General features: G+C 47.7%; 15 protein-coding genes and 1 riboswitch. Of the genes, 6 read left to right on the top strand and 9 right to left on the bottom strand.

All coding sequences use genetic code 11. The annotated features are described in order from the left end of the window. Nucleotides 1-122 precede the first annotated feature (122 nt). The 3 genes from BVG16_RS25810 to BVG16_RS25800 form a co-directional block, all read right to left on the bottom strand. The gene (locus BVG16_RS25810) at nt 123-1,331 is read right to left on the bottom strand and encodes an IS110 family RNA-guided transposase (RefSeq protein WP_078501439.1); all 1,209 of its coding nucleotides are present in this window, start codon (nt 1,329-1,331) and stop codon (nt 123-125) included. Nucleotides 1,332-1,951: 620 nt separating this feature from the next. Continuing rightward, nucleotides 1,952-2,572, bottom strand: a complete 621-nt coding sequence (gene cdaS, locus BVG16_RS25805; protein WP_078502086.1) for a sporulation-specific diadenylate cyclase CdaS — start codon at nt 2,570-2,572, stop codon at nt 1,952-1,954. Between the two features lie 222 nt (nt 2,573-2,794). Further along, nucleotides 2,795-3,742, bottom strand: coding sequence for a helix-turn-helix transcriptional regulator (locus tag BVG16_RS25800; RefSeq protein ID WP_078502072.1), 948 nt, complete (start codon nt 3,740-3,742; stop codon nt 2,795-2,797). Between the two features lie 108 nt (nt 3,743-3,850). On the opposite strand from BVG16_RS25800, the gene BVG16_RS25795 reads away from it, so the two are divergent. Further along, a complete protein-coding gene (locus BVG16_RS25795) occupies nt 3,851-4,300 on the top strand; it encodes a VOC family protein (protein ID WP_078502071.1) in 450 nt (149 codons plus the stop codon). 317 nt (nt 4,301-4,617) lie between these two features. Here the strand turns inward: BVG16_RS25795 and BVG16_RS25790 are convergent, their stop codons facing one another. The 3 genes from BVG16_RS25790 to BVG16_RS25780 all read right to left on the bottom strand — a co-directional run bounded on the left by BVG16_RS25790 (nt 4,618) and on the right by BVG16_RS25780 (nt 8,558). Beyond that, the gene (locus BVG16_RS25790) at nt 4,618-5,184 is read right to left on the bottom strand and encodes a DUF4062 domain-containing protein (protein ID WP_078502070.1); all 567 of its coding nucleotides are present in this window, start codon (nt 5,182-5,184) and stop codon (nt 4,618-4,620) included. Nucleotides 5,185-5,391: 207 nt separating this feature from the next. After that, nucleotides 5,392-6,474 (bottom strand): DUF418 domain-containing protein, encoded by a 1,083-nt coding sequence (locus BVG16_RS25785; protein ID WP_078502069.1) that lies wholly within the window; start codon nt 6,472-6,474, stop codon nt 5,392-5,394. Between the two features lie 227 nt (nt 6,475-6,701). After that, on the bottom strand, nt 6,702-8,558 hold the full coding sequence (locus tag BVG16_RS25780; RefSeq protein ID WP_078502068.1) for an ABC transporter substrate-binding protein: 1,857 nt from the start codon (nt 8,556-8,558) through the stop codon (nt 6,702-6,704). A gap of 140 nt (nt 8,559-8,698) precedes the next feature. Here BVG16_RS25780 and BVG16_RS25775 point away from each other — a divergent pair, with 140 nt between their 5' ends. Next, nucleotides 8,699-9,937 carry an MDR family MFS transporter gene (locus BVG16_RS25775; RefSeq protein ID WP_078502067.1) on the top strand — a complete coding sequence of 413 codons (1,239 nt, stop codon included), beginning with the start codon at nt 8,699-8,701 and terminating at the stop codon, nt 9,935-9,937. A gap of 40 nt (nt 9,938-9,977) precedes the next feature. Beyond that, nucleotides 9,978-10,745: an isocitrate lyase/PEP mutase family protein gene (locus BVG16_RS25770; protein WP_078502066.1), complete on the top strand. Its 768-nt coding sequence runs from the start codon at nt 9,978-9,980 to the stop codon at nt 10,743-10,745. A 130-nt stretch (nt 10,746-10,875) separates the two neighbouring features. Here BVG16_RS25770 and BVG16_RS25765 read toward each other — a convergent pair whose 3' ends face one another. Beyond that, entirely contained in the window at nt 10,876-13,551 is a 2,676-nt protein-coding gene (locus BVG16_RS25765; RefSeq protein WP_078502065.1) for a calcium-translocating P-type ATPase, SERCA-type, read from the bottom strand. 150 nt (nt 13,552-13,701) lie between these two features. Continuing rightward, entirely contained in the window at nt 13,702-15,162 is a 1,461-nt protein-coding gene (locus tag BVG16_RS25760; RefSeq protein ID WP_078502064.1) for an amino acid permease, read from the bottom strand. 97 nt (nt 15,163-15,259) lie between these two features. Next, nucleotides 15,260-15,451, bottom strand: a riboswitch (Lysine riboswitch). Between the two features lie 174 nt (nt 15,452-15,625). Here BVG16_RS25760 and BVG16_RS25755 point away from each other — a divergent pair. Further along, nucleotides 15,626-17,554, top strand: coding sequence for an ABC transporter ATP-binding protein (locus BVG16_RS25755; RefSeq protein ID WP_408635384.1), 1,929 nt, complete (start codon nt 15,626-15,628; stop codon nt 17,552-17,554). 1,219 nt (nt 17,555-18,773) lie between these two features. Here the strand turns inward: BVG16_RS25755 and BVG16_RS25750 are convergent. After that, nucleotides 18,774-19,919, bottom strand: a complete 1,146-nt coding sequence (locus tag BVG16_RS25750) for a conserved virulence factor C family protein (RefSeq protein ID WP_078502063.1) — start codon at nt 19,917-19,919, stop codon at nt 18,774-18,776. Nucleotides 19,920-20,036: 117 nt separating this feature from the next. On the opposite strand from BVG16_RS25750, the gene BVG16_RS25745 reads away from it, so the two are divergent. Beyond that, nucleotides 20,037-21,167 carry an amidase domain-containing protein gene (locus BVG16_RS25745; protein ID WP_078502062.1) on the top strand — a complete coding sequence of 377 codons (1,131 nt, stop codon included), beginning with the start codon at nt 20,037-20,039 and terminating at the stop codon, nt 21,165-21,167. A gap of 72 nt (nt 21,168-21,239) precedes the next feature. After that, nucleotides 21,240-22,193, top strand: coding sequence for an MBL fold metallo-hydrolase (locus BVG16_RS25740; protein ID WP_078502061.1), 954 nt, complete (start codon nt 21,240-21,242; stop codon nt 22,191-22,193). The last annotated feature ends 51 nt before the right edge of the window (nt 22,194-22,244 follow it).

Raw genomic sequence — 22,244 nt, 5'->3', positions numbered from 1 at the left:
TAAACCAGCTAATCAAAGTCAAGATTCAACAGATTTAAGATTTCAGAACTCCAAAGAATGCAGACTCAAATAAGCCTACTGCAAGAAGCGAGTTAATGGTAAAATATAACTATTAATATCCGTTATTTGCTCTGAAAGGGCGCGTCGTTACTCAAAATTCCGTAAATCATGCGCAAAAGCTTGTTTGAAGTCGCCACAATGGCAACTTTGGCAGGTTTGCCTTCAAGTCGTTTTTGCTGGTAATATTGCCATAGAATCGGATTTCGAGGGCCGTGGATTTGCTTTGAGATACCCCCAACTGTTGCTTGGTAGAGCGCTGTACGGAGATATGCAGAGCCCCGTTTTGAGATACGATTCTGGTTTGCTTTAAAGGTTCCTGACTCGTAAACAGATGAATCCAGCCCTGCAAAAGCGGTCAACTGTTTCACGGAAGGGAACCTTTTTATGTCCCCAATTTCAGCGTGAATCATTGCCGCAGTAATCGGCCCCACCCCAGGGATCGATCGTAGTAGGTGGTAGGCAGAAGATTCTTGAACTAAGGATTCCATTTGTTTTTCGAGTGCTGTAATTCCTTCTTGGTAAGCCTTGAATAACCCTATGAAATTCTGCATTGCAAATATATGCGCCTGAGATCCACACGGATCAGGAAGGCTACTCCGCGCAATTCCCAGAAGCTGCGCGTATTTATCTTCATTCCAAGTACGACCTCTTCGATTCAGCATAAGAATGGTTAATACGTCCTCTTTGTCCGCAGTCAGTAAAGCTGAGGGGGAAGGGAATTTAGTGAGAAGCTGAATGGATGAAGGGTTGAAAATGTTCTGAAAAGCCTTGTCATAGCCCGGAAAAGCCAAATCCAGAATGGAACGGAATTGCAGCTGAACTTCACCAAGAAGAGCTTTCCATTGGGCATGTTGGCGACAGAGAAACCGTAGTTCAGTGACCTTTTCATCCATTGGCATGATTGGCGTACCTTCCCCTAAATAGAATGCATTAGCAATTCGAATTGCATCAATAGGATCGGTCTTTACCTTACGAGTAGAGCGCTTTTTGAGCTCATGAGTCGTTAAGGGGTTTAACAAGAAAACGGGATACCCGTGCGAGAAAAAGAAAGAAGCAATAGGCTTCGAATAATTACCAGTCGCCTCCATAACGACAGTTGGTCGCAGCGTTGTAGATTCTTCAAGCTGAACAAGAACTGAAAGCAATGACGAAACATGATCAGGTGAATGGGAGAAAGAGAAGGGCTTTTTCACTTGTACGCCATAGGAAGTGAAGGCAGCGGCAACGCTCTTCCCCTTCGCAATATCGATACTTAAAACAGGTTGATTCATATGACCTCCTTGGATGACACTAGGACCCAAAACAAATGCTCTCCACAGGTTGGCACGGTGATACGGGCTCTAGGCCCAACCAGCTAAATCGGGGTATGAACATTGCTAGGGCTGAAACACTTTATGTGACGAGATCTAAGTCCCAACACCACATTCGTTCTTAACCCAGTGCTAATCTTTTAAGTATAAAAGAAAAGCTCATCCCCGATGAACTGGGATGAGCTTAATATACCAACACCGTATTCACGCTGCGGGCTTACGCCCTTGATCCGGACCGAAGTAATAAGTGCCGAGGGTGATTTCAGCCGGACAACCACTGCGAGCCTAAGTCTGGCGACCCGTTCCCTTCGGTCACTTAAGGCTCTCGGGTTCGTGAATACAAGAACGTTAACTGAAATTCAGCAAAATAAAAATAATAAAGATACAGGAGATACATAAATGGAATCAATAATCGGAAAGATACGGTTCATTGGGGTTCAGCGCTGTAAATAAAATGAGTCAGCAATAATTAAGATGTAGAAAAAGGGACCATGGCGAATGCCGTTCGTCCCTTTTTTGCTAGAGTTGTTTCGATCTATACGTATTGCCCGACAGAAGTGAAGAAAACCTATCGATGGATATCACGCGTTTCCCATATTGATCGGATGGAGTGCTCCGTTGATGGCAAATGAAGCCTGACCGGTCTCCTCAGACACGACAATGACGATGGCATCGCAACGTTCGGTCAGGCCAATCGCCGCTCGATGCCTTGTGCCCAGTTTCTGATCTGTTGCTTGAATATTGGACAAAGGCAGGACATTTGCAGCCGATATAACAACGTCGGAGCGAATCAAGACAGCGCCGTCATGCAGCGGATTTCCCGGATAAAATATCGATTCGATTAAGGCATGCGATATCATCCCTCCGATAGGTACATTGGGGCGAATGAGCGCTTCAAGCAGATCTTTGCGCTCCACGACAATTAACGCACCATGCTTGCGTTCGGATAAATGCCGCACACAAGTCGTCAAATCTTCGTATTTGGATGTATAAGGGGATAAATAGCATTTTAAATAAAACGAAGCCGCCGTCGTTACGATATCAGTCATCACCTTGCGCATCGTTTCGAATTCTTGAATGAGGCACATGTCTTCATTGCTTAGCCGCATCATATTTTGCTCGGCCAGTGTTGAAATTTCTTTCAATTGTTGCTCCAATTGCTGCTTCAATGGGGAGGTGTTGCAAGTATTAGGGTCACTCATGTCATAACCTCGATTCGAGAAGATGAAAGTCATGTTCTATCGTTTCCCAATAGACCAACAATTATCCAATTCCAAGCTCGCAGATGGCGCCTCAGATGAAAATCAACATTCTTAGAGAATATACCAAAGGAAGAAGGAGGGTGATGGCGATTCACGGAGTATGACGTGTGGCATGTTGACATAAAAAATATATATTGGTAAAGATCAATCTTTCCTAAGCGTCTATTCATTTTCTAACGTTCGATAGTGATGCAAAAGCTGCTCTATTCTTTCCTGGATCAGTTGTTTTAACGATTCAGGCTTCACTGATATAACATGATTGCCATACTTCATAAAATAGTCAGCTATGAACGACTCTTCTCCCGGATTATAAAATCCTGAAATGACGGTTCGATTACCATTTTCGATTTTCATCGAAGGATAGTGTTCTTTATAAAAAATATCCTTCGCTTGTTCTAAAATTTCTACTTCAAAGTCAATACTAGACTTGGAACGATAAATTTCTAATGCACGACTAATGAGCTCATCGACAGAAAATGGGGATTTCATGTTTTCTTCCGCTATAGCGGTTATTCGATCGCATCTGAAAACTCTGTATTGATTCGTATGGAGCTCTATCCCGGCAGCATACCATTGACCAAACTTGGCAGAAATTTTGAAAAATTGAACACGGTGGCTTTTTTTCTTATTATTTTTCGAATATTGAATCGTGCAGCTGCTCTCGTTCAGAATGCTTTTTAAGATTAGATCCAAAAATCGGCTGGCATGACGATGCGTGTACATTTCAAATTGCAGCACTTTTTTCATTTTGCGAATTTGCTCGATTTGCTTTTGAGAAAGACAGCTTTCAAACTTTTCATTGAGTCGATTCACGCTTAAATGAAATGGTGTGGATTGATACGATTCCAATGTCAACATGGCAAAGTACAGCGCGTACACTTCATCCATCGTAAACGTAATAGGGGATAACAACCGGTTTTTTAAGATCCCGTACCGCCCATGTCTGCCATGTTCCGCAAAAATAGGCATACCCAATTGTTCTAATGAATCAATGTCCCGCAGAGCCGTACTTTTTGAAATCTTATATTTCTCCTTCAGGTCATTCAAATTAAAAAATTCTCGGCCGTTTAAGTACCGGATCATGTCATTTAATCGTTCTGATTTGTTCATCGTAACGTCCTCATAAAGGTGTCATTAATTGATACCTTTATATATTATAATAAACTCAAGGTAGATATCAAGTTACCTGACATAATGACGCATAAGGAGACGAATCCCATGAGTGCAACACTAGAAGTAGCGATTTTCTTATCTATGAATGGAAGAGCGAAAGAAGCTGTCGATTTTTACAAAAAGCATTTTAACGCAGAGGAATTACTGCTTGTTACCTATGAAGACATGGCAAAACGCGACAGCACTTTGCAGCTTACGGATGAAAATAAGCATTATATTTCCCACTCCGTTTTTTCCATCGGAAAAACCAAGGTAATGCTGGCGGAAGATACGATGGATGTCAAAGAAAAATATGCAGCTGGAAATAACGTCTCATTGTGCATTCAAAGTGCAGACCTAGAGGAAATTGAACATTTTTACAAGAGTTTGATTACGGATGATAGAGTAAGGGTCATTGTACCTTTATCCAGCAATGTGTTTAGCAAAGCATATGGAATTATTGAAGACCCGTTCGGTATTCAAATCCAGCTTATGTATGATGATCGGTTGCAATGAGAAAACAAGAACGATGATTGTAATAAAAAGCAGTTGCCGTCCCAGGTCTCCCGGGTGCCTGGTCCGCCACTGCTTTTTTTCATCGGCCGAACAGGCGGATTCGCCGGAATATAGGGCTTACTCAAATGACGTGTAAAAAGCGGTAAAGAAGTTGATTTCATCTACCAAATCGATGGTAGCCGCCAAAGGGGCGAACCATCAGCAATTAATGAAACGGGTAACGTGGGTTGTAACGCTTGGCGGGCACCATTCGGGGCCATTAAAGGAGAATATTAAAGGAAGACGGAAGAAAGAGGCTGGTTGTGCCAGCCCCTCTTTCAATTCTTTTTCTCCAACTCCGCCTTTAATCTTGCATTCTCTTCCAACAGCTTTTGAACGTCCGGGACATCCTTGCCGGAAACCCAGCCATACAAATCGTCTCTTGCTGCATACTCCGGCAATTGATCACGAAGTACCATTTTAATGTGCCGTACATCTTCAACATAATAAGTAGGGATTTGTTCCATGACCGATTGCTTAAACTCTTGAAACTTCTGATAGTATTCAATTGCTGCGAAGTCGTATGGCTTTTGTCTTAATGCTTCATCTGTGACAACAAAAGCAAATCTAGGTTTGCCCGCTTCTCCGGCATACTCATACTCCCAATGCGTATAGCTCTTGGATTCATCAGGAAGCGTTAAACCATAGAATCCTCCGAGAATCAGGATAAATACATCGGACTCGTCGATCCATCTCTTCCTAATTTTCATTGGACTTTCCTTGAAAAATTGCTCGATTCCAGCAGGGATATGACCGGCTTGAAGTACGGCTTCAACAGCGGTATGTCTTTCCTCAATAAGATCGTTGAAAGTAGACGATATGTAAATTTGTAATTTTTTTCTCATAGGCCCACCCAAATTAAAGAATTAGTATAAAAAGAATTTACCACTCCCTCACTTTATTTGTCAAAATTGACTGGGGTTTTCATGCGGCAAGCTTGCACCAGACGGCAAATAGGAGGTTTATTCGCATACTCGAATATGATTCTATATGCGGACGTTATTTTCTAGAGAAATCGGTGTCTGATTTAACTCTGAACCAGATTCGCGGACTTAGCAAACCTTCCGCATGATCAGTTCGATCGGACCTCTTGGCATTATTTTTCTCCAAACATAGGAAAAGAGGATAGCTAGCATAAAGTATGCACAGCCATAAGCAACGGCGAAGGCTAGACTACCGTTCTCTAAATAATCCACCATCTCAAGTATACCTAATCCAATCACGATATGGCCGATATAATGGGATAATGACAATTGCCCGGTATGGATCATGGCCTGTGTGAGGGCGGCATTCCCCAAGGCATGGACGATGTACAGGCTAATCGCAATGATCGCGACAGCCGAACTGGTGGCAGAGAGAACATATAAGAGGGTTGGAGGCATGGGTTTCGTCGAAAACAGATAATGGGCAGAATCCGTATCCAGTACAGACGAAGAGAATTGGATGAGGTAATAGGACAGGGTTTCCAAGACCACCGTTCCTAATAACGAATAGAATAGTAGTTTTTGACGATTTTCCTTAGCAAGCAGCCCCCGTTTTCTACCCATCCACATCCCGATCAGGAAAAAGCATACCCACGGAAAGATCGGATGGAATCCATTGAATACGAGATTTCGAATAAACCCCTCCACGGTCCAAAATCCGTTATACACATGAAAACTTGAATCCCAACCTTCGCTGTAATCGAATTGAATCAATCCCCATTGTGATACGAGGAGGATAACCGCAGCAAGCCCAAGTAATTTGCGATCCGAGATGTGAAAAAGAGCCGCAGCGACAAGCATGAATACGGCATAATAGTGTAAAATATCGGCGTTCCAGCCCATAAGCAATAACAGCAGGCCAGCTCCGAACAGAAAAACAGAGCGACGATATAAGCTCATACGTTGTTGTCGTAGCATGGCTCGATCCATGCTCTTCCTTGCCTTGGCTGTCATAAGAGACACGCCGATGCCTGCTAGGATAACGAATAAAGCAGAAGCTCTTCCCTGCAGCATCCCCGAGACGACACGCAACCATGTTGTTCCTTCCTGCTCTGCCTGCATGGCGAGTGTATAGTTAACGATAATCATCCCGAAGATCGCCCAAGCCCTCGCATAATCGAGAGCCGTTATTCGTTGTGTTGATGGATTCATGTTTGCTTCCTCCTTAAAAGTAGTTCCAGTCTCACATCATTTTACTTACCGGTAGGTAAGTAAAATATATAACATCACAAGTATTTTGGCAATACGTAATTATTTATGGATGGGAGGGGACCTTAGGCAGCATGAAGCGGGTTCCGATGGACGAATGAAAAGGCCGGTATCTGATATACCGACCTATCTGTAAGCTTATTCAGGGAATTGTTCTAGAAAAGTAGCTATTACTGCCCCCACGACTTAACGGCTTCCATCTGCGGCGGAAACCATATTCTATAAAAGTCGAGCCAGCCGTAGGTGTTGATATGAATGCCACGGACGGACTTATGGTACACGGTATTATTCTTTTTATGAACAAGGAACAGGACTGCATGCGTGTCACGCAGAAAACCTTCCAATTTCGTAAACTTTCGTTGGCGTTCGGTTGGATCAGGTTCGCGAAGAATGGACTGCATGCCATCCTGTACGCTTCGGGCCATCTCTTCGTCAAAAGCAGGTAAGAAATAATTCTGCTGCGCATACAGCTCTAATTCCGACACCTCATTATTCGTGAGGACAAACCCGAACAAACGGCAGTCGTACGGCGGGGACGGAGGCGAATCAGCCGTCTCCGGAGCTTCATTCCGAATCGTAATGTCCATGTGTATTCCGTAAGATTGACAGCGTTGTTGAATCCAGCGTGCTTCGGTTTCGTGGTAGGTGCTCGTCACAAAATGAAGACGTTCCCCGCGATACTTACTATCATGTAATAAGTCTATGATCTCGGGTGGATGAAGTGCATGATCACCGTCAATGCTCGAACTGGCATGAGAGAAGGTCGGACGGAATCCTTCAGCCGGATGGATGAGGTGGTCCCCAAGATCAAGGATCATCTGCTTCCGATCCAAGATGTGATGCAGTGCTCGCCGGAACGACGGATGGTTTTGCGGGCCAGCCTTTAGCTGGTTAAATACCAGAATACTGCAGCACGAAAATAACGTCTCTAGGTCATTCCACTCCTCCTTAGTCTGCAATATCTGATCACGTTGAGCATGCGATGCATCCCCGTCCGAAGACATGACAGAAGTCCAATCAGGCTCTCGAATTCGTCCCGCCTCCATGTTCGACAAGATAAATACTTCGACACGATCCAAGTGGGGGCGGCCCCGGAAGTGTCCGGGGAAGGCCTCCAGTATACAGACCCCTTCATCGAAACGTTCGATGCGAAAAGGGCCCGTCCCAACCGGATGTTTCGCGAAATCCGCCCCTTTCTGGCTGACGATATCCTCTGGTACGATACTCGAGGAAATGGTACATAGGAAACGTAGGAACAAATAATTGGGATACATCAAGCGAAACCGTACAGTTTTAGCGTCGATGGCCTCAATGTGCTCGATGTCCTGATACATCCAGTTGGATGGATACGTTTTCGGATTTCTGCGTAATCGGTCGATAGAGTACACGACATCCTGTGCGGTTAGCTCCCGTCCGTGGTGAAACAAGACGTTCTTTTTCAAATGAAAGGTCCATTCCCGGCCATCCGGCGTATGCTCCCAAGAGTGTGCGATGCAGGGGAGGATCGTACGGCTGACGTGGTCATATTCCACAAGTGTATTGAACAACTGGGCCGCCATATGTGAATCAAAGGCATAATAGACAAGGCCTGGATCCAGCGTGAACAGGGTGCGATAGACAGGGAAACGCAGGATATCCTGCGGTACGTTTGAGACCGTCTGCGTCGAAAAGCCCATCCCCTCCGACATCCAATCCATGAACTGTTCTTTGGCGTGTGTGTTTCCGAACCGATTCATCCAATCCATGGCCTCCTTGACCTGGCCTTGCTCCATCTTCTGCTTGACTTCATCCAACAGGATGTCGCTCGAATCGGTTAAGAACGTGAGGACCGAGGAATGCCCCCGACCTTGACCGGGTTGCCAATGAATCCAGCCCTGATCACTCAGCTTGCGAACAATCTGCTTCGCATAACGCGGCGTACAGTACCATACGAGGGTAAGCTTCTCCACGGTCACCGGAAATGACTGATGTACAGACTGGTCTTGAAAATATAATCGAAGCTCTAAGAAATGCAGGATCGTCTGCATAATTAACCTCATTTCTACGCTAAAAGGTGAACAATTCTAACCGAATTATACACTTTTTGTCCCTTTTGAGATACGTATAATAAAGCTATTCTCTCATCGAGACGAACGTCACCTATCTAGGAAAGAAGATGATAGCTTCTATGAACATGATCTTGAAGAAACGCATCCAGAGACCTCATTTCCATCCCATTGCATGGGGTGTCATTACGGGAACTTTTCTCTCACGTACAGGGTTTTTCATGACCATTCCGTTTCTGGGGATTTACCTCGGGAAGGAGAAGGGGATGGACGCGGCCATCGTCGGGGCTATTCTAGCGGTTAGTTTATTCGTCGGGACTTTAAGCAGCTTCATCGGCGGGATGCTCTCGGACCGGCTTGGGCGTTATCCCGTGATGATTACCTCGATGATCGTGTGGAGCTTGGTCTTCGCTGGATTTGCCTTCGCTGACGCTACGTGGCAGTTCTTCCTATTAAGTGCGTGCAATGGTCTATGTCGAAGTGTATTCGAACCGACAGCCAGGGCGCTGCTTGCGGATGTTACACCAGCAGAGCGTCGATCGAGTGTCTTTCATGCTCGATATTTTGCCATTAATCTAGGGGGAGCTTTAGGGCCTTTGATCGGACTCAAGCTCGGCATGGGAGGTACTTCGTCTTTCTTGCCCTTCATTGTGAGCACGGCGATATTCATGATATACGCGATATTGCTCATCGGTCTACGAATGAGGTTCGCCGAACAACATCACGAGAAATCCGAGACCGTCTCTGTGAAGCAGATGATACACATCGTGTTTACAGACAAAGTATTTCTTTATTTCCTATGTGGGAATGTATTCGTTGCAGGTGCCTACTCACATTTGGATACGACATTGTCCCAATTTATGGGGCAGCGGCAGGTGGAGTTGTACACGTTCCTGTTTGTCGTCAATACGGTATCTGTATTGGTATTTCAATATCCGTTGGCAAAATTCATGAAGCGCTACACTTCGCTCACCTCGTTAAAAGCAGGTTGTTTGCTGTTCGGGTTAGGATTATTTGGCTTTGGTCTATTTCAAAATGTACTGTTGTTGTCGTTATCGATGGTGATCTTCACGATGGGCGAAGTTTTGTGTTTTGTCATTGGAGATGTGTTGATCGGGGAGATTGCTCCAGAACATGCCCGTGGCGCTTATTATGGGGCCAGTGGATTTGCGGCGCTAGGTCAAAGCTTCTGTGCCTGGTTCGGCGGGTTCTTGTTGCACGCGCTGGGATATGAGCAAGGTCCTATCCTATTTGGCATTCTGATGGTATTTACGTTTCTCGCATTTCCTTTCTTCTATCAAGGTCAACGGACACGAGAACGATCAGAAAAGAACAAGCCTACGCGTCATACAGCGGCATAGCGGCTATGCCATACAATTCATGGGAGAAAAGGGTGGTTAAATGAACAAATTGCAACAATTCCATGCGCTTCATCATACGGAGGATATCTTATTCCTTGGGAATGCCTGGGATCTGCTGTCTGCCTTAGCCTTGGAAAAGGCGGGATTTCAAGCGATTGGAACCACGAGCTGGGGGATCGCAAGTACCTACGGCTTTGCCGACGGGGAACATATCGATTTTGAGACGCATTTGGGTATGATCAAGATGATCGCTCATCATGTGAGTATCCCCGTATCTGCAGATATCGAGGCAGGTTATGGCGAAGATCGGGAGACGATTGTGAATAACGTGCTGCGAACCGCAGATGTAGGTGTTGCGGGTATCAATATTGAAGATTCTCCGAAAAGGAAGAAGGGACTTAACCCTATAGATCAGCACGCGAATCTTTTGTCAGATATCAGGAATGCTTTAGATCGGAATGGGTTCAAAGACTTCTATATCAATGCGAGAATCGACACCTATTTCCGTATGGAGGTTCCCTTCGAGGAGACAATTCTTCGAGCAAAAGCATATGTGCAAAGCGGGGCGAGCGGCATCTTCGTCCCCGGTATTCGTAATGAGGAAGAAATCCTTAAGATTTCTCAAGCGATCGATGCACCACTGAATATTCTCTCCATACCTGGACTCACGCAAGTGGATAAGCTGAAAGAGCTGGGGGTCAAACGATATAGTATTGGCAATGCCTTCTCGGATCATGTTACGGCATACATGGATCAGTGTGCAGCTCAATTATTGGAGTTAAGAGATACAGCCTTTCTGTATACGTGAGGGTGTAGACGGAGACGAAAGCAAAAGCAAAAGCAAAAGCAAAAGCCTGCGCTTGGGTAATAGCACAGAAAAACGCCTACCCGCCAAGTCCTAAGATGGACGAGGCGGGCAGGCGTTTTGGCATCCTTGCCTATGTGCGCTTATGCTTCGAACGGCTGATGAGTTTCACGATCTCGACGAGCGGAATGATGATCAGCGCACTGATGGCGACGATCAGCCATTGCTTGCCGTTCAGCGGTACGACACGGAACAGGTCATTCATGAAAGGTAACAGAATAACCAGTATGACCAGTAAGCCGGATAGAACGGCAGCTCCATTCAAATATTTATTGGAGAACGGGCCTATCGCGAAAAGCGATTGATGGTTCGACCGAACATTGAACGCATGGGTAAGCTGAATGAGACCCAAGGTGGCAAAGGCCATCGTCACCGCAATATCTTCAGCATAATGCGTATGTCCCCACCAGTAGGCGAACAGTGTAATCGCAGCTTCTAGAATGCCTTGATAGATGATCCCGATACCGACGCGATCAGCGAACACACTCTCCGAGGACTTCCTTGGCGCTTGCTTCATGATATCCGATTCCGCCTTTTCGAGACCCAGCGCTAGTGCAGGGAGCGTATCGGTCACCAAGTTAATCCATAAGATATGAATCGGAAAGAGGATTTTCCAGCCCACCATCGTCGCGATGAATAACGTGAGCACCTCGCCGAGATTCGCGGATAACAAGAACTGAATTGTCTTGCGAATATTGCTGTAAATTTTACGCCCTTCTTCGACAGCTACGACAATCGTGGAGAAATTATCATCCGCAAGCACCATGTCGGACACGCCCTTCGACACATCGGTACCGGTAATCCCCATCCCAATCCCAATGTCTGAGGTCTTGAGTGCAGGGGCATCATTCACGCCATCTCCGGTCATCGCAACCACTTTGCCTCGGTTTCTCCAGGCTTGTACAATCCGTACTTTATGTTCCGGCGACACCCGTGCATAGACGGAATAATGGGTCACCTTTTCCTCAAAGTCTGCTTCATCAATCAAATTGAGTTCACTTCCAGTAAGTACGCCTTGATCATCTTCAATGATATGAAGCTCTTTGGCGATGGCTGCGGCCGTATCCCGATGGTCACCGGTAATCATAATCGGCCGTATGCCGGCTTCTCTACAGATCCGTACAGCTTCTTTCACCTCTTCGCGCGGCGGGTCGATCATACCGACCAGACCGACGAAAATGAGGTTCTGTTCCAGCGTATCCGAGTTCAGCGGCTCGGGCATGCCCGTCAAGTCTTGACAGGCAGCAGCAAGCACGCGTAAGGCACGGTCTGCCATCGATTTATTCGTCGCTGCCACCGCTTCACGATGGGCGGGACTCATCTCGACTTTCTGTCCCCCGATGAGTATATGGGAACAACGTTCCAAGAGGATATCAGGCGCACCTTTCGTCATGCTTCGGAAAAGCGTACCTTCTTCGGTACGGATGTCATGAACGGTTGTCATCAGCTTACGGTCCGAGTCAAAAGGTAACTCCGCGCGTCTTGGATAGCGGGCTTCCGCATCTCGTTTATTCCATCCTTGTTTCAAAGCATAGTCCACAAGCGCGGTTTCCGTCGGGTCACCGATCAACTCGATTTGACCCTCCGAAGTTGTTATTTTTGTGTCATTACACAAGGTCATAATCTGCAAGAACACCTCATGCCCGACGACAGATTGTACCTCTTGCTCGGCGGGGTGAAGCACGTCACCGATATACGCTTGCTGCACCGTCATCTTGTTCTGCGTGAGCGTGCCCGTCTTATCCGAGCAGATAATCTCGGTACTTCCGAGGGTCTCGACAGCCGGAAGTTTGCGAATGATCGCTTTGCGTTTCGCCATCTTTTGTACGCCGAGTGCAAGAATAATAGTGACGATAGCCGGGAGCCCTTCAGGGATGGCAGCTACCGCAAGAGAGATCGAAGTGAGCAGCATGTCTAACCATTCGCGGCCTTGCAAGAAACCAATCACGAACATGATCACAGCGACGACGACAATAATGATTGTAAAATACTTCCCGAGTTCATTTAATTTACGTTGAAGCGGTGTGACATCATCATCTTCTTGCGAGATGAAGCCCGCAATTTTGCCAACTTCCGTCGCTGAACCCGTGGCTGACACAACGCCAACGCCACGTCCATAGGTAACATTGCTGCTCATATAAGCCATGTTCACGCGGTCGCCGATCACGACGTCGGCTAGTTCGAGCGGTGCGATGTGCTTCTCCACAGGGACGGATTCTCCCGTGAGCGCAGCTTCTTCTATCTTCAAGGATGCCGATTCAATCAAGCGCAGATCGGCAGGTACAACGCTTCCGGCTTCGAGCAGCACGATGTCGCCCGGAACTAAATCTTCTGCTTTAATGGTGCGGGTCTCCCCATCCCGAATTACTTGAGCATTCGGGGAAGACATCTGCTTCAACGCATCAAGTGCTTGCTCGGCTTTGTTCTCTTGCATGATCCCTAATACGGCATTGAGTACAACGACGAATAAAATGATAACGGAATCCGTCCATTCGCCAAGCACCCCGGAGATTAGCGCAGCAATGAGCAGGATAATGATCATGACATCTTTAAATTGGGCAAGCAGCTTTTGCATTAAGGTTTTGCCTGCAGCTTCTTGGAGTGCGTTCTTGCCGTAACGCTCTAGACGGGTTGCTGCTTCAGAGGAAGATATCCCTGATGGATGGGTATGTAAACGTGCCAGAGATTCATCAATAGATAACGTATAGAAGGTTTCATTTGGTACTTGGGTACTGTGCTCATGGTTCAAACAGTATCAACTCCTATCGTACTTAATGTGAAATAAATGGCTAGAGAATATGTATCTGAGCAATTTGGTCAATTAAGGATATGTATCTGGATCTGGAGATAAAAATAGGCTGGGCCGCCCTGATGAAGGACGGCCCAGCCTTGTTATGATTTATTTCGTTGGAGGATCCAGCTTACATTCCTGCAGCGGAATCACTTTTGTTTTTTTAATAAATTTATAGCTCAGCCATACAATCAGGAACAAAGGAAGTCCAATATAGGAGACGACGATACTGTTCCAATCGATTGGATCGCTCATGAACCCCTGGAAATTCTGACCGAAGATGACGATGATACAAAGGATAAAGGCGAAGATAGGCCCGAATGGGAACCATTTCGCTCGGTAAGGCAGTTCATCCAGGCTGCGGCCTTGGGCCACGAAAGCGCGACGGAAGCGATAATGGCTGATCGCAATCCCGATCCAAGCGATAAATCCGGACATTCCGGATGCATTCAGGAGCCACATGTACACGACGCCGTCTCCGAAGAAGGACGCGAAAAAGGCTAACATCCCTACGGCTGCCGTGACGATCAAGGCGTTCATCGGTACACCGCGTTTATTCAGCTTACCGAGAAATTTCGGTGCTTTTCCTTCTTTTGCAAGCACCCAGAGAACACGGGTCGATGCATACATGCCGGAGTTCCCAGCGGATAGAACGGATGTTAAAATGACTGCGTTCATTACGGCAGCAGCGAAGGCGAGCCCTGCATTTTCGAAGACAATCGTAAAGGGACTAATGGCAATATCCTCAAGCCCGCCGCGAACCAAATTGGGATTCGTATACGGAATTAACATCGCAATCACGAAGATCGCTAGAATATAGAAGATGAGAATACGCCAGAAGATCTGGCGAATCGCACGAGGGACATTCTCCCGCGGATTTTCGCTTTCTCCTGCTGCGACCCCAATCAGTTCGGTTCCTTGGAAGGAGAAGCCGGCAGCCATAAAGACGCCGAGTATCGTTAGAAATCCCCCGTGAAAGGGAGCATCTCCAAGGGTGAAGTTACTAAAACCAACTTTGTGACCGCCCAAAATACCGAAAATCATGAGTACGCCGATAACAAGGAAGATAATAACGACCGTAATTTTAATGAGTGCGAACCAGTATTCCGACTCCCCGTAGCCTTTGACCGACAGGGCGTTGAGTGCAAAGATAATCGCGAGGAACAAGAAACTCCATAGAAAGGAGGAACTGTCCGGGAACCAGTATTTAATAATGAGCGTCGCTGCTGCAAGCTCGGCGGCGATCGTTATCGCCCAGTTATACCAGAAGTTCCAGCCTAATGCGAAGCCAAGGGATGGATCGACGAACCGCCCTGCATAGGTGCTGAACGAGCCGGATTCCGGCATATACGTTGCCAGTTCCCCAAGACTTGTCATAAGGAAATATACCATGATGCCTACAGCTGCATAGGCAAGTAATGCACCTCCGGGTCCTGCTTGGGCAATCGCTCCGCCGCTGGCTAAGAACAAGCCTGTTCCAATGGAACCCCCGAGCGCGATCATCGTAAGATGCCGTGCTTTGAGCGAGCGCTGTAATTCCGGAGCAGCTTGGGTTGATCTTTCTGACATGTGAACACTCCTTCGTGCGAATACAGAATTTTATTATGACCAAAAAACCGCCGTAGCTATGTACGGCGGTTCTCCTATGAACCCCATCATACCTAATAGAAAAGATAGCACAACACGCCATGCCGGTTCGCATACACGTGACAGTTCTGCGCTTATTCAGCAACAGCCCCAGCCCACACAGACAGAGCATCTGTGGAGCTTCGGCGGTGGTTCCTTTCGGTAAGTTTCCATGAGCAATTCTCTGGCTCTCCACTTCCTACTCTTAACAACCGCGACCTCTACCTCATCGTATTGGATGAGGGTTTCGCTTATTTAATTAGTAAATTCGGGTCTAAGTATAAAGGAAAATCCGCCTAGAAAGCAATGTTAGATGTTACCAAGGTATGTCATTGGATTTGAAAAATAGGTGAAAATCACGGGTGTTCGCCCTATAATATATGAGAGAGAAATGAGGTGGGACACGGTGAAACAAGCATGGCGCGGTCTGGAAAGTTCGATGCGCGAAATCGAACAAAAACCGCTAAAACAACGCGTGAAAGAAGTATCGCTCCGGAGAGTCTGGACATTATTCCGGGAGTATCGAAGTTTGCTCTTTCTCATTATTATGCTGGCGTTAGTCAGCGCCGTAATCGGTTTATTACCTCCGCTGGTGATGAAGGTCATCATTGACGAAGCGATTCCGGACGGCAATATGAAGCAATTGGTCTGGATGGTTGTACTGATGGCGGTCTTGCCTATCTCAAGCGGGATGCTTGGGGTGTGGCAGAATTATATGAATTTCAAAGTGGCGCAAGGCGTGATGCGTGATTTGCGGCAAGGTCTATTCAGCAATTTGCAGCGCCAATCCATTGGATTCTTTACGACCTCACGCTCCGGTGAAGTGATTCAGCGGGTGACCGAAGATGTTCAGGCGGTGCAGGGTGTTGTTACGAATTTGGTCGTAAATACGATCACACAAGGGGTTATCGTCATCACGACGGTCGTCATTCTCTTCGCGATGGATTGGAAGCTTGCACTGTTATCTGTGCTCCTCTTACCTATTTCGATGATCCCGGTTCGTAAAGTGTCGAGACTGCGTAAGCAGATGCGTCAAGAAACCCAAAAGGTGCGCGCACAAATGTCCTCGCAGCTCGGCGAAGTATTCGGCATCTCCGGCGCCATGTTGACACGGATTTTTGGCAGGGAAGAGAGTCAAGAACAGCAATTTAATAGGACCAACAAGCACGTGATGGATATGGAGCTTAAGCTGAACCTCATGGGTCGCTGGTTCATGATGTTTGTTGGGGTACTCGGACCTATAGGAACGGCAATGATCTATCTGTATGGCGGTTATGCAGTGATTCAAGGGACGATGACAATCGGGGCGATTGTTGCATTTGCCGCTTATTTAGCAAGGTTGTATTCGCCATTCGGCACCTTATTGAACCTCCATGTCGAGGTGGTTACGGCACTTGGCGTCTTCCAGCGCATCTTCGAATACATGGATATGGAACCGGATATGGACGATAAACCGAACGCCAAGGCATTGCATAGCCCTCATGGACGCGTTGCTTTTCATGCGGTGGACTTCGCATATTCCCGGGGAAATGAAGCAGCAGCGGAAAGCGTCACGACCGTGGACCAACAAGGAAGAGGCGTAGCTGGGATACAGGAAGTGGAACTGAAAACGACGGAAGGCGTCGTCATGAAAGAAGCAGGCCCGGTATTGCAAGGAATTACGTTCGAAGCGCTGCCGAATGAAGTGGTCGCTCTCGTCGGACCAAGCGGAGCGGGCAAATCCACATTAATTAGCTTGATCGCGCGTTTATACGATCCTATTGCCGGAAAGATCACGGTAGATGATACAGATTTACGGGATATTAAGCTTCAAGATTTACGTCATCATATTGGGTATGTCACCCAAGAATCTTTTTTATTCCATGCGACTATCGCAGATAATTTACGGTTTGCCAAAGAGGACGCAACACAGGAAGAACTCGAAGATGCTTGTCGGAAAGCCTATATTCACGATTTCATCGTATCTTTACCGCAGGGGTATGATACGATGGTGGGCGAGCGGGGCCATCGATTGTCCGGCGGGGAGCGGCAGCGGATCTCCATCGCTCGGGCGATTCTGAAGAATCCGACGATCCTGCTCTTGGACGAAGCCACTTCCCATTTGGACTCCGAATCTGAAATGTATGTTCAAGCAGCATTGCATACGTTGATGCAGGGGCGTACGACGCTTGTGATTGCCCATCGATTATCGACGATCCTTGCCGCAGATCAAATTCTTGTCGTGCAGGATGGCCGCATCGTCGAACATGGGCGCCACGAGGAACTGTTACAACAACACGGGATGTATGCCATGCTCTATGAGACGCAATTCGAAAAGACAGGCAGCGGAGTGTAGGAGTAGCAAGACAAACAAAGCGCGGGCAACGGAGCATAGAAGCAGCAAAACAAACAAAGCGCGAGCAACGAGCATAGAAGCAGCAAGACAAACAGAGCGCAGGAGACGGAGCATAGAAGTTGCAAGACAAACAAAGCGCAAGCAACGAAGCGTAAAGGCAGTAAGAAAACAAAGCGCAAGCAACGGAGCGTAGGAGTAGCAAAACAAATAAAGCGCGGGGAACGAAGTGTAGAAGTAGCAAGACCAATGAAGCGCGGGCAACGAGCATAGAAGCAGTAAGACAAATGAAGCGCGAGCAACGAAGCGTAGAAGTAGCAAAACAAATAAAGCGCAGCGAACGAGCATAGAAGTAGCAAGACAAATAAGCGCGGGGAACGAAGTGTAGAAGTAGCAAGACCAATGAAGCGCGGGCAACGAGCATAGAAGCAGCAAGACCAATGAAGCGCGGGCAACGAGCATAGAAGCAGCAAGACAAATAAAGCGCGGGGAACGAAGCGTAGAAGTAGCAAGACCAATGAGGCACGGGCAACGAGCATAGAAGCAGGAAGACAAATAAAGCGCAGCGAACGAGCATAGAAGTAGCAAGACAAACAAAGCGCAGGCAACGGAGCATAGACCAGCAAGACAAACAAAGCACAGGCAACGGAGCATAGAAGCAGTAAGACAAATAAAGCACGGGGAACGAAGCGTAGAAGTAGCAAAACAAATAAAGCGCAGCGAACGAGCATAGAAGTAGCAAGACAATTAAAGCGCACCTTACGCACTCTTATCAGTTAGAGTGCTAGGGTGCGCTTTTGTTAAGATTATAGAATTTATATATTTCCGAGTGTTTACTGAAATCAAAAAAGGGTGCAGGGAACGGCGCGAGAAATGAACGGACACAGGAGCCCTTATTATGCAAAAAGTACTCAAAATGCTGGTTGAACGGACACAGGAGCCCTTATTCTCCTATAAATAGGGTATATACTCATTAATAGCACAGAATAAGGGCATCTGAGTCCGCAAAAGCGGCTAATATGTGAGTATAGCAAAGAATAAGGTCTCTCAAGTCCGCTTTTGCTCCCGGATTGCTACGACAGTTGATTTGAAACACCAGCACACCTCTCCTATCGACCAACGTATAAGTTTACACAATAGAGAACCGTAGGGTGCGCTTTTGATATGTTGGTTGTTGGTTATGAACCTGGAGCTTCGAAACAACGGGGACGCTGCGGCTAGGTTAGGCCGGGTCGCTATCGTTGCGGCGCGCCATCTGCTGCCAGACGGTACCTGCGGCTGCCTCGCCGGCTTCGATGCGTTCGACAGCCATCTTGGCTTGCAAGCTGACCTCGAACTCCTGGTCAGCGGTCGCTGTGCGCAGCGCGTCCAGCGCGGTTTCGTCGCCGGCTTCATACAAGAAGCGGGCGGCGCGCCAGCGAACGAGCTTGTTCGAGTCGCTAAGCGCTTCAATCATTGGTCCGATCGCGACGGCGTCGCCGATATCGGACAAGGTGTCCCCGGCCGTCCGCCGCACGGCTGCGGACGTATCGCGCAATGCCGCGAATAGGAGCGGCATCACGTCAGGCACACGCAGCTCGCCGAGGTATACCACGGCGAGGCGGCGGATCGAGCTTTGCGCATCGCGCAAAGCTTCCGCGAGCAGCGGCAGCCGCGCAGGCGTCGGCTGCATGCGGTCTAGCGCGGCGTACCGCACGCGCCAGTCCGCGTCGCGCAGGAGCGCTGCGATCTCGCTGTCCGACAGCTCGCCGCGCTCCTCAATCAACGGCTCAGCGCTTGCGCCCATCGCAATCGCCTGCTGCACAAGCTTCTGCAGACGCTCTTTGCCGTAGGCGGCCTCGAGCTCCTGCTCCACTTCCTTGGCGATGTCCGCTAGCTCCCCGTAGCGGACGCCAAATTCGACGAGCTTCCGCTCCTTGATGAGCGATGCGCTCGCAACATCGGAGACCGCTTGCGTGAAGCGGTCGGATAATCCCACTCGTGCTTCTTCCAGCCCAGCCTTGACCCGGATTTGCATCGGGATGCTGCGGAAGTACTGCACGAGTACTTGGGCTTCACCGAAGCTGTTCGCAGCATTCGGGTCCCATTCGGCTAAAGGAGCATCCCCTTCGGAAGCACCGAAGAGGTCGCGTACTTCGCCGAGAATTTGCGCCCAATCGCCGCGCGGATGACGATCTATAGCCACGAAGTCGGCGGTATGGAATACGCTTTTCACGCCAGGTATGGCAAGCATTTTTTGAATAAAACCGGGTGCTGATCGCTCATTCTCCGATGTATATGTTTTTCGAACGCCGGCTGCAAGACTCTCGTCCAAATGAAGCTTCATGGAGTTCGGACTTGGCGTCGGTTCAATCGAAATGATTTTCATGAGATTTCCCTCCAATTATATAGCAAGTAACTATATTATACTCGGTTATCACATAACAAGCACGAAAAACGGTAACGATATAACAGCAATTCAGGAAGCATAAGAAGAGGTTGAAAGATGGCGACAAAGGTTTTACTGACACTACTTATCACATTACTGGGACTCGGATGGACAGAAGAGCCGACGGGAGAGGAGCAGAGCATTACTCAATTTCTTACCCAGTTGTATCAGGCTCGTCACGAGGTACTTCTACAAGAAAATAAAGATCAGCTCTCCGCTTATTATGTGATATCCAATGAGGCGGGACGCATGACGCTAGAGCATGAACTGCGGCGCAGTCAATATATTCGCGTGTGGGCGGAGAAACGGAGCATCCAGCTCACGAAATCGCAAGGCAAGATAACCATCGAACGGATTCGCCAGAATGGCTCGCTTGCTCGGGTTCAACTAGTACAATCCGTGAAATTATCCTATACATATCCGCTTCACCCGCAAATTCCGGCGCAGTCCTTTGGGATTGGTACTCGGCATCGGCTTATTTTGCAACGAATGAACGGGCAATGGAGGTTGTTGCAGGATGATTATTTGGACCCATTGTACGTGAATCCAGACCTCATTCCAGCGGAAGGCGTACCCGGATTTCCTTCCCAACCCACCGTGCAGAATCCGTCCGAGCCCTTATCCCCCCCTCGCAGTTCATCCGCGACGACGTATCGAGAGAAAGCTGTTGCTTATGCGAACCGTTATGCAGGAGCCGCTTGGGGAGCAGGCAATGAGGGACAATATAACCGTAAATATCAGGATTACACGGACGCTGGTGGAGATTGTACGAATTTTATCTCGCAAGTGTGGGGAGATGCCGCGGAGGGAGGCCGCTTGCCAACGACGGATCAATGGCATTATGAGCCAGGAAAAGGGGGAAGCTCCGCATGGATTTACACGGATCTGTTCAAGAAGTTTCTGATAACGAGCCGCCATGGCAAGCTTATTGCACAGGGTACATTTCGTGAAGTGGTACAGTCCACTTCAGAACATCCGGAAGGAGCGATTGCCCGGCTGCAACCAGGTGATTTGATCGCATATGCTTTCAATAACGATGTAGACCATTTCGCCGTCGTCGTAGGCCGGGATCAGAATGGTTATCCGCTTGTGAATTCCCATACCTCGGACCGATACCATATGCCTTTTGATTTAGGTTGGACGCGAAGAACGCACTATCTGCTGTTCCATATCCAGGAGAAACCTTGACCTCCCCAGTCAAGGTTTTTGTTTTGGGGTTATTTTTTGCTAAAATAGAACAAAGAAAGGAGCGGAAGGATTATGGCTAAAGAACGGTTTCATAATTTAGACTTCATCAAGATGAATAATGACCTCAAAAGCTTAAGACAATGGCGAAAAGAACGGCGTGAGAAGCAGAAAGATTATTCCTACGTTGTGCCTCACGTCGATCCCGATGTTGCTTACTTACAGGAGAATCGGGTCGAGCCGACCGTCACGTGGATTGGACATTCGACTTTTTTTATTCAGTATGCAGGGTTGAATATTGTAACCGATCCGGTCTGGGCTAATCGCATGGCGCTTCAGCGTCGACTCGCGAAGCCGGGCGTGCCGATTCAGGCGATGCCGACCATCGATGTGATTCTCATTTCGCATTCTCATTATGATCATTTACACGTCGCCTCCGTGCGAAAATTATATAGCGAACAGACGACCTTGGTCGTGCCCGCGGGACTGAAAGATAAAATGCAGCGCAAAGGCTTCCGCCGCGTTGTGGAATTGCATTGGTGGGAAAGTCTGTCGCTTCGGGAAGTTCAATTCACGTTCGTGCCGACACAGCATTGGACAAGACGAACCTTGATCGATACGAATAAGTCTCATTGGGGGGGATATATGATTGAACCGATTCCTTCCTCCACCGCGCCGTACCCGACCATCCATTTTGTGGGCGATACCGGATATTTTCACGGTTTTAAAGACATTGGTGAACGATTCAGCATCGATGTGTCCTTAATGCCCATTGGGGCCTATGAGCCGGAGTGGTTTATGAAGACGCAGCATGTGACACCGGAAGAGGCATTGCAATGTTTTATTGAATCCCGCGCGAAAGTAATGATTCCGATGCATTATGGGGCCTTCCGGTTAGCGGATGACACGCCGAAGGAGGCGCTCGATCGGCTCGAAGCGGAACGTAAACGTAAAAATATCGAGAAAGATCGAATAATCCTCCCATCTCACGGGGAAACAGTACGTTTATCGAAGTATTTTATGTTATAATAGGGATTTGGTAAGTATATAAGGTTGAAATGAAGAGAGGACGGATTATTT

This window comes from Paenibacillus selenitireducens, from assembly GCF_002021565.1.
Lineage (GTDB): Bacteria > Bacillota > Bacilli > Paenibacillales > Paenibacillaceae > Paenibacillus_K > Paenibacillus_K selenitireducens.
Note: the sequence above shows the minus strand (reverse complement) of the source record. Positions and strands in the feature narration are given on the sequence as shown.